Raw genomic sequence first — 12,563 nt, 5'->3', positions numbered from 1 at the left:
CGGATCACGCCGGCCACAACACCCAAATCACCGGCGATGACCCGCGATCTTTGGCTCGCCCGCACCATCCTTCAACCAATCCTCAAACACACCGAGGGCAGAATTAAGGTGTTCTTTCGAAGTACCACGTGATGTTTCACATTTAGCTTCCCATTGTGGACCAAGAGCTTGTTTCATTTGCTCTGCGAGGAAATCCCAAACAATGAGATGTGACCTGTAATCATCTTCACTCTTCTGCAAGAACACATGCAAAAGTTTTATGGGCGTTCTTACTTCTGTGCGCCCAAGATACGCCCAATACTTAGCTAGGTTCGTTACGCCACCAGCTGACTCGACTTCAACGACAACTGTGTACTCCGGAAGTTCAACTCGCAAGTCACCAAACTGAAAGTACACATTTTTCTTATCAAGGGGCAATCGGTTATTTTTCCCTTGGCCAGTTCTAGTTTTGTCATCCAGCCCAAATTGTCTAGTCAGCTCGATAAACGGGGCAAGAGCAATTGCTTCAGTTTTCTGACGAATCATGGGAAGTAATAATGATGCAGGACAATTCTGACAAGGAACAAATGCCTGATCAAAAATCCCCGCTGCTGTAGCCGACGGCCAAGTTTTCGAAGCGCGTCAGGTTCTTGAGGAAGGTTAGCTTGACCACGCCGGTCGGGCCGTTACGCTGCTTGGCGATGATGATCTCGGCCACACCCGGCTCCTTGCAGGCTTCCTTGGTGTAGTACTCGTCGCGGTAGATGAACATGATGATGTCCGCGTCCTGCTCGATGGCGCCGGACTCGCGCAGGTCGCTCATCATGGGGCGCTTGTCGGGGCGGGTCTCCACACTGCGGTTGAGCTGCGAGAGCGCGATCAGGGGGCAGCCCAGCTCCTTGGCCAGCATCTTCATGCCGCGCGAGATTTCGCCGAGTTCGGTGGCGCGGTTCTCGTCGTTGCCCGACGAGCCGCTCATGAGCTGCAGGTAGTCGACCACGATGAGGCCGAGCTTGCCGCCGCACTGGCGCGCCAGGCGACGTGCGTTGGCGCGCAGTTCGCTGGCGGTCAGGCCGGCGGTCTCGTCGATGTGCAGGGAAATGGTGCGCAGCTTCTCGATGGCCTCGGTCAGGCGCGGCCACTCTTCATCCGTCAGCTTGCCGGTACGCAAATGGCCCTGGTCGATGCGGCCGATGGAACCCACGATACGCACCGCCAGCTGGGCGGCACCCATTTCCATGGAGAACACCGCCACCGGCAGCTGCTCGTTGAGCGCCACGTGCTCGGCGATGTTGATGGCAAAGGCCGTCTTGCCCATGGAGGGGCGTGCGGCCAGCACGATCATGTCGCCCGGCTGCAGGCCGGAAGTCATGCGGTCCAGGTCGTAGAAGCCGGTGGGCACGCCCGTGATGTCGTTGGGGTTGTCGGCCATCTCCTGCACACGGTCCAGCAGGTCCACCACCAGGGTATCCATGGACTGGAAGCCGCGTTTCATGCGCGAGCCTTCCTCGCCGATGTTGAAGATCTTCTGCTCGGACTCGTCCAGGATGGTCGCCACCGGCCGGCCCTGGGGGTTGAAGGCGTTGGTGGCAATCTCGTCGCTGGCCGCCACCAGCTTGCGCAGGATGCCGCGCTCGCGCACGATTTCGGCGTAACGGCGGATGTTGCCGGCGCTGGGCACGTACTGCGCCAAGGCGTTCAGGTAGGCCAGGCCGCCGGTTTCCTCGGCCTTGCCCTGGCTTTGCAGCTGCTCGAAGACGGTGATCACGTCGGCCGGGCGACTGCCGTTGATCAGCTGGCCGATGGCGCCGTAGATCAGCCGGTGCTCGTAACGGTAGAAGTCACCCTCGCCCAGCAGGTCGTTGACGCGGTCCCAGGCGGCGTTGTCCAGCAACAGCCCCCCCAGCACGCTGGACTCGGCCTCGATGGAGTGCGGCGGGACACGCAGTTGCGCGATCTGGCGGTCCGGGCCGTAGTTGTCGTCTACGGCGGTCAATACGGCTGACATTCAGTGGTGTTCCTTGTGGTTTTCTATCCTACGACGCAGCGCGCCCAGCGTCGAGTGAAATGCTGTGGACAACCCATTGAATAACTGTGGGCAGGCTGTGGACTTGCAAGTACAACTTGATCGGCCATGAAAAAAGCCGCCAGGCCCAGAGCCCGGCGGCTTTTCAGGAGATCAGCCGGGTCAGGCGGTTTCGCCGTACACGGAGATGGTGATCTCGACGACCACGTCGGTGTGCAGGGCCACGCTGACCGTGCTGTCGCCGACCATCTTGATCGGGCCGTTGGGCATGCGCACCTGGGCCTTGCTCACCTTGTAACCGGTCTTGACCAGTTCTTCGGCGATGTCGAAGTTGGTGACGGAGCCGAACAGGCGACCGTCCACGCCGGCCTTCTGGGTCAGCTTGAGGGTGGTGCCGGCCAGCTTCTCGCCCAGGGCCTGGGATTCGGCCAGCTTGGCGGCGGCTGCCTTTTCCAGTTCGGCGCGGCGGATTTCGAAGTCCTTCTTGGCCGCTTCGGTGGCGCGACGGGCGCGGCCGGAGGGGATCAGGAAGTTGCGGGCGTAGCCGTCTTTCACCTTGACGATTTCGCCGAGGTTACCCAGGTTCACGACCTTGTCGAGCAGAATGATTTGCATGGTCTGTTCTTCCTTAGATGCGGTGCTGGTCGCTGTACGGCAGCATCGCCAGGAAGCGAGCGCGCTTGATAGCGGTGTTGAGCTGGCGCTGGTAGATGGCGCGGGTGCCGGTCAGGCGAGCCGGGATGATCTTGCCGTTTTCGGCGACGAAATCACGCAGCGTGTCGATGTCCTTGTAGTCGATTTCCTCGACGCCAGCGACGGTGAAGCGGCAGAAACGCTTGCGCTTGAACAGCAGCGACTGGGTGTTGCGCTTGGGGCGCTTGTCTTTGTTGAATTTCTTGAACGTGGCCATGGGGCCTCCTGTTTAATCTTGACTGAAATCTTGGATGTGAAATACCAGGTTCTTGCCGTTGCGGGGAGTGGCGACAAAGCCTTGGAACCTCCAGTTGCTGCCGACCGCCTGCTTGGCAAGCCGTTCAGCCAGCGCGCCAAAGGCGACTGCCTTGACGCTCGCCTTCACCTGCCGTTCCTGTCCTGCTTCCTGGCGCAGCGACTCGTGTTCGAGCCTCAGATCCAGGGCCGGCACTCCGGCCGGCGTGTATCGCATGGCGTTGAGCTCTGCGATCGAAGCATTCAGGTCCAGCTGGTTGGCGCCGGGGTTCACTCCTCGCTAACGATCAGGCCTGGAATTCAGCCTGCTGGGCCTTGCGGGCGTCTTCACGCTCGACGGTCTTCATCATGGAAGAAGGACCGGTCTCGGCCTTCTTCTTCAGAACCGTCAGGTGACGCAGCACGGCGTCGTTGAACTTGAAGGCATGCTCCAGTTCAGCCATCACAGCCTGGTCGGCTTCGATGTTCAGGCACAGGTAGTGGGCCTTGGCCAGCTTGTTGATCATGTAGACCATCTGGCGACGGCCCCAGTCTTCAACGCGGTGGATCTTGCCGCCGCCGGTGGTGATCATGCCCTTGTAACGCTCGAGCATGGCGGGGACCTGCTCGCTCTGATCCGGATGGATCATGAGGACGATTTCGTAATGACGCATTGATACTCCTTGTGGATGGAAGCCATCCCCGGCGTCTACTGGGGTACGGCAAGGTGGGAACCGAGCATTATAGCCCAACCAGGCCACCGTGGCCAGCTGGCCTTGGGATGGCCGTCAGGCGCGGGCAATCCAGCCCTGCTGGCGGGCCAGGCGCTGCACCCCGCGCCAGTCGGCACACTGGGCCGCCACGCGCGGCCAGACGCGCAGCAGCAGCTCGCATTCAGCCAGGGTGTCGGCAGCGGCCTGGTGGCGCACCGCGCACTCGATGCCGAAGTGCCGCATCCACTCGTCCAGGGAACGGGCCCGTACCTTTTCGTGCGTGACGGCGCACAGGTGCTCGATGTCCACCCAGGGGTTGGGCAGCGTGCGCGCCAGGTACAGGCGCATGTGACGCGTGATCATGGCCTCATCGAAGGCCGCATGGAAGGCCAGCAGGGGCGACTGCCCGACAAAACCGGCAAAGGCTTCCAGGGCCGCCCCGGGGGCCATGCCTTCGCGCTGGCGCTGCACGCCGATGCCATGCAGCAGGATGTTGTCCTTGGCGGCCGTGACCTGCTCCTGGCGCAGCACCACCTCGAAGCTGTCGCCCAGGTCCACGCTCAGGCGACGGCGCCCCCAATCCACGCGCAGGGCGATGGCGGCGATGGCCAGCAGGCGATCGTGGTGCGGATCCAGCCCGCTGGTTTCCACGTCCAGCATGACCCAGCGCTCCTCGTTCACCGGGGTACGGGCCCGCGCTCCAGGCAGCCAGTCCAGCAGGCTCATCGCTCGTAGTCCAGCTGGATGCGCTGCTGCAGGGTGCGCGCCACACGGAAGGCTTCCTTCAGGATGCGCCGGTCGATGTCGTTGAGGCTGTCGACCCGGATGTGGTTGGGCTGGTCGCCCGTGGCCGTGCCCTCCAGCTGGATCTGCAGGCGCAACATCTGCAGGAACTCGAATCCGCGCACCCAGGCCTCGTACTCCGCGGCCTCCACACCCAGCACCGGCCCCACGGCCTCCAGTCGTTCGCGCGTGGCAGTGGCCGCCAGCCCCTGGGCCAGGCCATAGAGGCGCGCTGCATCGACGAACAGGGCCGTGCCCTGCAGCTTCAGGTCGATCAGGCCCTGATCGTCGGCTGCGAGGCCGCCCACCCAGCTCAGGGGCGGCGTGCGTGTGAGCGCGTTGAGCGCCATCTGCTTGAGGAAGCGCGGCACCAGCTGTGCCGACCGGTCGACTTCCGATCGCAGGGTCTGGGCCAGCGTGACGTCGCCCGCCAGCGGCCGGAAGTCGAAATAGATGCTGGCATTGAGCAGGTCCTGCGGGGCGCCGTGTTCGATCCAGTGCGAAAAACGCTCGCGCCACTCGCGCAGCGTCAGGCAGCATTCCGGGTTGCCGGCCATGATGCCGCCCTTGCACAGCGGATAGCCGCACGCGTCCAGCGCCTGGTTGACATCGCGCGCAAAGGCCAGCGCCTGCTGGCGCTGCGCGGGCGTGCTGTCGTCGGGGAGGATCAGGGCGTTGTCCTGGTCGGTGGCGATGGTCTGCTCGCTGCGCCCCTCTGAACCCAGCGCCAGCCAGCACAGGCGACCCAGTTCGACACCGTGCTGCGCCGCCTTGAGCTCCAGCAGGCGTTCGGTCAGCACATCGTTGAGGTGACTGATGAGGGCCGTGAGCTGGCGCGCCTGCACGCCCTGGCTCAGCAGGCTGCGCGCAAAGCGACGGATGTCCTGCGCCACCAGCTTGAGCGTGTCCACATCGGCGGCACCGCGGATCGAGGTGCTGACGTGCTTGAGGCTCAGGCGCTGCATGGCAAATAGATCCCGCTCCGAAACGATGCCCACCACCACGCCGTCACGTGTGATGGGCACATGGCGGATGGTGTGACGGCTCATCAGCAGGGCCGCGTCTTCGGCCGTGTGTTCTTGCGTCAGATGGTGCACCGGCTGCGCCATGACATCGCCGATCGGCGTCTCCAGCGGCACCTCCTGCAGCGTCACCCGCCCCAGTATGTCGTCACGCGAGAGGATGCCCAGCGGCTCGCCGCGCTCGCTGGTCACGAGCATGGAGCCGATGCGGCGCTGGTGCATCTCGGTCAGCGCCTCGCGCAGCGGCGTATGGGGCCGGCAGGTGACGGGCGTACGCGGCGTCAAATCGCCCAGACGCGTCTCCAGGGACTGCTCGGCCAGGGTGCGCGAGGAGTAGGCCACCTGCAGGGCCTGGCGCGAAAGTTCGAGAAACTTGAGCACGCGCCGGTTGAGGAAATCAGCGAAGGGCACACTCTTGAGCGCCAGCGCCTGCATGGCATCGGCGGGAAGCGCAAGCACAAAGGTATCGGCCGTGGCCTCGTAGCTGGCCGTCACGGCGCGCTTGGCGATCGCCGCGCTGATCGGGAACAGGTCCCCGGCCTCGAACTGGAAGGCGCCGCCCGAGAGATCGGCCAGGCCACGCTTGCCGGTGACCGCCCCCTGGCGTATGAAAAAGAGTTGGGTGACCTCGCCGCTGGCGGGCTCGATCAGCGTCTCGCCGGGCGCGAAGTAGAGCTGCTCGGCATGGGCCAGGAAAAAATCAAGTTCCGGCGCAGCCATCTGCGAAAACGGCGTGTAGCGTGCCAGTTCCTGACGCAGGTTCGCAAGCAGGCTGCCCGAAGGTACCTGGGCGGCCACTGAAGTGGTGGCGCCGGAACTCGCCGGAGTCGTCATGTTGGGTGCTGCCATGGGTGGCTGTCTCCTCACAAGCCAGCTTAGAGCTTAGCGTAAACACCATGAAAAAAGCCCGGCAACCTGCGTTGCCGGGCTTCAAGTCCTGACGTGGGTCAGGTTGTCATCAAGCCTTGCTGCCACCCAGGTTCGGGTAGCGGACGTGGTCGACCAGTTCCTGAACCTTCTGGCTCGGGGCCGGCGTCACCAGGCTGACCAGGATGATCACGGCAAAACCCACCGGAACACCGAACAGACCGGCCGAGATCGGCTGGATGTCCCACCAGAGCTGAACCGGCGAGGTGACACCGAAGACGCCGCGCAGCCAGGGCTGGGTCGTGACCATGTAGTAGAAGGTCGTGCCCAGGCCGGCGATCATGCCCAGCGAGGCCCCGATGTTGCTGGCGCGCTTCCAGAAGATGCCCAGGACCAGCACCGGGAAGAACGCCGCCGCCGCGAACGAGAACGCTGCGGAGACCAGGAACAGGATGTCGGCCGGCTTCTGCGCCGCCACGTAGGCGGCACACAGGGCCACAACCAGCAGCAGGACCTTGGAGATGGTCACGCGGCGGGCGGTGGAAGCGTTCGGATCGATCATCTTGTAGTACAGGTCGTGCGACAGCGCGTTGGCGATGGTCAGCAGCAGGCCGTCGGCAGTCGACAGCGCCGCGGCCAGGCCACCGGCAGCCACCAGGCCGGAGATCACATAGGGCAGACCACCGATGGCGGGAGCCGCCAGCACGATGATGTCGCCGCCGATGCTCATCTCGTTGAGCTGCAGGATGCCGTCCTTGTTGATGTCAGTCACCGACAGCAGGGACGGGTCGACCTTGTTCCATTCCGCGATCCAGAACGGCAACTGGTCAAACGGCGTGCCGATCAGCACCGTGAACACCTCGAACTTCACCAGCACGGCCAGGGCCGGCGCCGTGAAGTACAGCAGGAAGATGAAGAACAGCGACCAGGTCACCGACTCACGGGCTTCGCGCACGCTGGGCACGGTGTAGTAGCGCATCAGGATGTGCGGCAGCGCGGCCGTCCCCACCATCAGGCAGAAGATCAGCGCCAGGAAGTTACGGCGCGAAACGTCGTAAGCCTTCTGTGCCGCGGCATCACCATTGGGGTCTCCCGAGAACTGGGCCGCGTGGGGCGGCATGTTGTTCAGCGGCCTGGACTTGGCGTCCGCACCAGCCTTCGCAGCCGTCCAGGCCTTCTTGGCAGCATCGGCGTCCTTGGGCAGGGCAGCCAGGGCCTTCTCGGCAGCCGTGATGTCGGCCCCGGAGGCATTGGCGGCCTTCAGTTCAGCCACTTTCTGCGCAGCAGCGGCCTTGTCGGCGGCCAGCGCCGCAGCGGGATCCTTGAGCTTCTCGGCCAGGGTCGCGGAGCGCTGCTTGAAGATCTCGCGCACTTCCAGTTCCTTGGGGTCGTTGCTCAGGCGCTTTTCCTGGGCTGTGACCTTCTCGAGCTGGTAGCCGTAAACAGCCTGCGGGATCGGCACGTTGGTCTGCTTCACGGACATCCACACCACCGGGATCATGTAGGCCACGATCAGGATGATGTACTGCGCCACCTGGGTCCAGGTCACGGCGCGCATGCCGCCGAGGAAGGAACACACCAGGATACCGCCGAGGCCCAGGAAAATCCCGATCTCGAACGCCACACCGGTCAGGCGGGCGGTGATCAGGCCCACGCCGTAGATCTGCGCCACCACGTAGGTGAAGGAACAGAGGATGGCGGCCAGGATGCCGAGGAAGCGCGGCAGGTTGCCGCCATAGCGCTCGCCCAGGAAGTCAGGGATGGTGAACTGGCCGAACTTGCGCATATAGGGCGCCAGGAACAGGGCCACCAGGCAGTAGCCACCGGTCCAGCCCATGATGAAGGCCAGGCCCGCATAGCCGGTCAGGTACAGGGTACCCGCCATACCGATGAAGGAGGCCGCCGACATCCAGTCCGCGCCCGTGGCCATGCCGTTGTACACCGCAGGCACACGACGACCGGCCACGTAGTATTCCGCGGCGTCGGTGGTGCGGCTCATGATGCCGATGCCGGCATACAGGCCGATGGTGGCGAGCAGGAAGATGAAGCCGATCCAGCTGCGCGGCAGGCCCATCTGCTCGAGGATGGCCAGGGCCACCACGAAGATCAGGAAACCACCGGTATACCACTTGTAAACCTTGTTCAGGTTTTGCTTGAACGCCTTGTTGGCGGCCGCCCCCGTCGGGCCGCCGGCGTCAGAACCAAACATTCCAGCCATGATTATTCCTCCCCTTCATGAACATCGTGCTCGATGTCCAGTTTGTTCATGTAACGGGCGTAGTAGCCGATGATCAGCACATAGATGATCAGCGACCCCTGCGCGCCCATCCAGAAACTGAACGGCCAGCCGAAGAAGTTGAAATTCAGGTCGCGGGCGAAATAACTCACGACAAAGGTCACGACGAACCAGATCGCCAGCAGGATGCCGGTGATATTGAGGTTCTTACGCCAATACTGGCGGTGGCTTTCGGTCAACTGCATGTTTACCTACCTCCAACAAAGTCACCCTCTCGGGCATTTCGCGATCACCACGTGTCTCACGTCGTGGCCTGCAGGCCGGATCGCGGCTTATCGTTATCTGGCCGCGGCTTGCACCGGGGCCATCAAGTACCCGCTCAGCTGGTCTGCGTAGCCGGGTTGGCTCGCAACCCGGTCTCGCGTTCCAGCTGGGCGGCCACTTTCGGCTCGAAACCCTTGAGATGGCGAATGATCTTCACCGCCTCGTCGGGCTCGTGCCTGTCAACATGAACCCGGGCCAGCTGGTACCAGCCGAACGGGCTCATGGGCTGCAGTTCTGTATTGGTCTTGAGGGCCGCGACGGCTTCGTCGAAGCGACGCACCTGGATCAGGACCAGGGCCAGGCCATACCAGGCGCGGTCCATCTTGGGATCGAGTTCGATGACACGGCGAAAGGCGACTTCGGCACGCGCATGCTGGCCGGCTTCCTCGAGCATGTAACCCAGGTTGAACCAGGCCGCCAGGTTGTCCGCATGGCGTGCCACGAGTTGTTCCTGCGCAGCCAGGGCCTGGGCCTTCTCGCCCAGCTGGGCCAGCACGTGGGCCCGGCTGGCCAGGGCGTAGAAGTCATCGGGGCGCAGCACCAGCATCTGCTCGAAACGATCGAGCGCCGGCACCTTCTGGTTGAACACCAGCAGCACGATGGCCTGCAGCTTGAGGGCGAGGTAATTCAGGGTGGTGTTCATTTGCACAACTCCACGCCGATCTGCAGGCAGGTCTGAATCTTGTAGATCGTGGCCCCCAGCCAGATGAAGAGCAGCAGCAGGAAGGCCACCAGGGGCACGTGGCGGTCCAGCACCAGCTTGGGCGTCAGCAGGCGCGCCACGCTCACGAAGGGCCGGGTCATGATCTGCAGGATTTGATAGAACAGGTTCTGCTCTTTCCTGGCGCCGGCCAGCAGGCCCAGCAGCCACTGGCCCAGCAGGGCCAGGAGGGCGATTTCAGCAATCAGTTTGATGGTGGACGCGACAGCTAGCATGGGAACCTATCAATGCGGTTCAGGGCATTGTTGGCTTCACGCTTACGCCCTTCTTACAGGACTGACCTGAGGCTGACTTTCTGCGGTCAATCCCTGACAGGGTTTACCCGAAACCGCATGAAAAAACGGGCCGCCCCGTGGGAGCGGCCCGTTTTCAGGTCCTTACCTTATGAATCGCCGCGAGGGGCGCCGGCCTTATTTCGCCAGCTTCTGCCAGGTCTCGACCACCGAATCGGGGTTCAGCGAGAGCGAGGTGATGCCCTGATCGACCAGCCACCTGGCGAAGTCCGGGTGGTCGCTGGGGCCCTGGCCGCAGATGCCGACGTACTTGTTCTGCTTGCGGCAGGCCGTGATGGCGCGCGCCACCATGGCTTCCACGGCCGGGTCGCGTTCGTCGAAATCGGCCGCCAGCAACTCCATGCCGGAGTCGCGGTCCAGGCCCAGGGTGAGCTGGGTCAGGTCGTTGGAGCCGATGGAGAAGCCGTCGAAGAATTCGAGGAACTCGTCGGCCAGGATGGCGTTGCTCGGCACCTCGCACATCATGATGATCTTCAGGCCGTTCTCGCCACGCTTCAAGCCATGCTTGCCCAGCAGGTCGATCACCTTCTTGGCCTGGCCCAGGGTGCGCACAAAGGGCACCATGAGCTCGACGTTGCTCAGGCCCATCTCCTCGCGCACACGCTTCATCGCTTCGCACTCCATGGCGAAGGACTCGGCGAAATCAGCGGAAAGATAGCGCGCCGCGCCGCGGAAACCCAGCATGGGGTTCTCTTCCTCGGGCTCGTAGCGGCTGCCGCCGATGAGCTTGCGGTACTCATTGCTCTTGAAGTCCGACAGGCGCACGATGACCGGCTTGGGCCAGAAGGCCGCGGCGATGGTGGCCACGCCCTCGGCCACCTTGTCGACGTAGAAGGCGCGCGGCGAGGCATGGCCGCGGGCCACGGACTCGACGGCCTTCTTCAGGTCGGCGTCGATGTTCGGGTAGTCGAGGATGGCCTTGGGGTGCACGCCGATGTTGTTGTTGATGATGAACTCCAGGCGCGCCAGGCCCACGCCATGGTTGGGCAGCTGGGCAAAGTCGAAGGCCAGCTGCGGGTTGCCGATGTTCATCGTGATCTTGACGTCGATCTCGGGCATGGTGCCGCGCTGGACTTCGGTCACTTCCATCTCGAGCAGGCCGTCGTAGATGTGGCCGGTGTCCCCCTCGGAGCAGCTCACGGTCACCAGGGTGCCGTCCTTGAGGCGCTCGGTGGCGTCACCGCAACCCACCACGGCAGGGATGCCCAGTTCGCGCGCGATGATGGCCGCATGGCAGGTGCGCCCGCCGCGGTTGGTCACGATGGCGCTGGCGCGCTTCATCACCGGCTCCCAGTTCGGATCGGTCATGTCGGTGACCAGCACGTCACCGGGCTGGACCTTGTCCATCTCGCTGATGTTGTGCACCAGGCGCACGGGGCCGGTACCGATCTTCTGGCCGATGGCACGGCCCTCGGCCAGCACGGCGCTCTGGCCCTTGAGCTTGTAGCGCATCTCGGCGGTGCCGGCCGCCTGGCTCTTCACGGTCTCGGGGCGGGCCTGCAGGATGTAGAGCAGGCCGTCGGTACCGTCCTTGCCCCATTCGATGTCCATCGGGCGGCCGTAGTGCTGCTCGATCACCAGGGCGTATTTGGCCAGCTGCTCGACGTCGGCATCGGTCAGGGAATAGCGGTTGCGCTGCTCGGTGGGCACGTCGATGGTCTTGACCAGCTTGCCACCGGCCTTCTTCTCCTCGGGGGTGGAGAAGACCATCTGGATCAGCTTGGAGCCAAGGTTGCGGCGCACCACGGCTTTTTTGCCGGCCTGGAGCATGGGCTTGTGCACATAGAACTCGTCGGGGTTCACGGCGCCCTGCACCACTGTCTCGCCCAGGCCGTAGCTGGAGGTGATGAAGACCACGTCCTCGAAGCCGGACTCGGTGTCGATGGTGAACATCACGCCGGCAGCGCCCAGGTCGGAGCGCACCATGCGCTGCACGCCGGCCGACAGGGCCACGTCGGCGTGGGCAAAGCCCTTGTGCACGCGGTAGCTGATGGCGCGGTCGTTGTAGAGGGAGGCGAAGACCTCCTTCATCTTGTGCAGCACTTCCTCGATGCCGTGCACGTTCAGGAAGGTTTCCTGCTGGCCCGCAAAGGACGCGTCGGGCAGGTCTTCGGCGGTGGCCGAGGAGCGCACGGCAAACGTGGCCTGGGGGTTGCCGGCGGACAGCTTGGCAAAGTCCTCGCGGATGGCCTTTTCAAGGTCGGCCGGGAAAGGCTGGGCCTCGACCATGGCGCGGATCTCGGCGCCCACGGTGGCCAGTGCACGCACGTCCTCGGTGTCCAGGGCGTCGAGCTTGGCGTTGATGCGCTCGGCCAGGCCGCCGTGCTTCAGGAACTCGCGGAAGGCGTGGGCCGTGGTGGCAAAGCCCGTGGGCACGCGCACGCCCTGGGGCAGTTGCGAGATCATTTCGCCGAGGCTGGCGTTCTTGCCGCCTACCGCCTCGACGTCGGTCATCCTCAGGTTTTCAAACGGTACGACCAGGGCGGTCGGGCTGAAAAGTGCAGACATGGGAAAGCTCCAGAGTTTAAAAACCGGGGTGCACAAGCCGGCGCGATGCCGCCTGCGCCCATGCCAACGGCCAGCCTTTGCTCTTTTTCTGGTCGGGCGTTGCGTTGCATGGAAGAATCTATGGGTGAATCCGCAATTTTATTCCCACCCGGGGTAAACCATGC

Annotated in this window: 13 protein-coding genes; all 13 read right to left on the bottom strand. The window is 63.7% G+C overall.

Annotated elements, in window-relative coordinates:
• Positions 1–27: 27 nt before the first annotated feature.
• The 13 genes from AC1RRP_RS10425 to ppsA all read right to left on the bottom strand — a co-directional run bounded on the left by AC1RRP_RS10425 (position 28) and on the right by ppsA (position 12,399).
• Complete coding sequence (locus AC1RRP_RS10425) at positions 28–525, bottom strand: hypothetical protein (protein ID WP_493035847.1); 498 nt, start codon at positions 523–525, stop codon at positions 28–30.
• Between the two features lie 49 nt (positions 526–574).
• The gene (gene dnaB, locus AC1RRP_RS10420; RefSeq protein ID WP_493035845.1) at positions 575–1,987 is read right to left on the bottom strand and encodes a replicative DNA helicase; all 1,413 of its coding nucleotides are present in this window, start codon (positions 1,985–1,987) and stop codon (positions 575–577) included.
• Between the two features lie 180 nt (positions 1,988–2,167).
• Positions 2,168–2,620 carry a 50S ribosomal protein L9 gene (rplI, locus tag AC1RRP_RS10415; protein ID WP_493035843.1) on the bottom strand — a complete coding sequence of 151 codons (453 nt, stop codon included), beginning with the start codon at positions 2,618–2,620 and terminating at the stop codon, positions 2,168–2,170.
• 13 nt (positions 2,621–2,633) lie between these two features.
• Positions 2,634–2,915: a 30S ribosomal protein S18 gene (gene rpsR, locus AC1RRP_RS10410; RefSeq protein WP_057675697.1), complete on the bottom strand. Its 282-nt coding sequence runs from the start codon at positions 2,913–2,915 to the stop codon at positions 2,634–2,636.
• A gap of 12 nt (positions 2,916–2,927) precedes the next feature.
• Complete coding sequence (priB, locus tag AC1RRP_RS10405) at positions 2,928–3,227, bottom strand: primosomal replication protein N (protein ID WP_493035840.1); 300 nt, start codon at positions 3,225–3,227, stop codon at positions 2,928–2,930.
• 13 nt (positions 3,228–3,240) lie between these two features.
• Positions 3,241–3,606 carry a 30S ribosomal protein S6 gene (rpsF, locus tag AC1RRP_RS10400; RefSeq protein ID WP_493035838.1) on the bottom strand — a complete coding sequence of 122 codons (366 nt, stop codon included), beginning with the start codon at positions 3,604–3,606 and terminating at the stop codon, positions 3,241–3,243.
• Positions 3,607–3,720: 114 nt separating this feature from the next.
• Positions 3,721–4,371: an exonuclease domain-containing protein gene (locus AC1RRP_RS10395; protein WP_493035836.1), complete on the bottom strand. Its 651-nt coding sequence runs from the start codon at positions 4,369–4,371 to the stop codon at positions 3,721–3,723.
• Positions 4,368–6,299 carry a DUF294 nucleotidyltransferase-like domain-containing protein gene (locus AC1RRP_RS10390; RefSeq protein ID WP_493035834.1) on the bottom strand — a complete coding sequence of 644 codons (1,932 nt, stop codon included), beginning with the start codon at positions 6,297–6,299 and terminating at the stop codon, positions 4,368–4,370. The genes AC1RRP_RS10395 and AC1RRP_RS10390 overlap by 4 nt, the downstream gene beginning before the upstream one ends.
• A 109-nt stretch (positions 6,300–6,408) precedes the next feature.
• On the bottom strand, positions 6,409–8,535 hold the full coding sequence (locus AC1RRP_RS10385) for a sodium:solute symporter family protein (protein WP_493035832.1): 2,127 nt from the start codon (positions 8,533–8,535) through the stop codon (positions 6,409–6,411).
• Positions 8,536–8,537: 2 nt separating this feature from the next.
• On the bottom strand, positions 8,538–8,798 hold the full coding sequence (locus tag AC1RRP_RS10380; protein WP_493035830.1) for a DUF4212 domain-containing protein: 261 nt from the start codon (positions 8,796–8,798) through the stop codon (positions 8,538–8,540).
• 134 nt (positions 8,799–8,932) lie between these two features.
• Positions 8,933–9,520 carry a tetratricopeptide repeat protein gene (locus tag AC1RRP_RS10375; RefSeq protein WP_493035828.1) on the bottom strand — a complete coding sequence of 196 codons (588 nt, stop codon included), beginning with the start codon at positions 9,518–9,520 and terminating at the stop codon, positions 8,933–8,935.
• A complete protein-coding gene (locus AC1RRP_RS10370; RefSeq protein WP_493035826.1) occupies positions 9,517–9,813 on the bottom strand; it encodes a hypothetical protein in 297 nt (98 codons plus the stop codon). The genes AC1RRP_RS10375 and AC1RRP_RS10370 overlap by 4 nt, the downstream gene beginning before the upstream one ends.
• Positions 9,814–10,008: 195 nt before the next feature.
• Positions 10,009–12,399 (bottom strand): phosphoenolpyruvate synthase, encoded by a 2,391-nt coding sequence (gene ppsA, locus AC1RRP_RS10365; protein ID WP_493035824.1) that lies wholly within the window; start codon positions 12,397–12,399, stop codon positions 10,009–10,011.
• Positions 12,400–12,563 lie beyond the last annotated feature (164 nt).

The organism is Hylemonella sp. GW821-FHT12C09 (assembly GCF_058807395.1).
The sequence above is the reverse complement of the archived record's forward strand: the minus strand, read 5'-3'. Positions and strand labels throughout refer to the sequence as shown.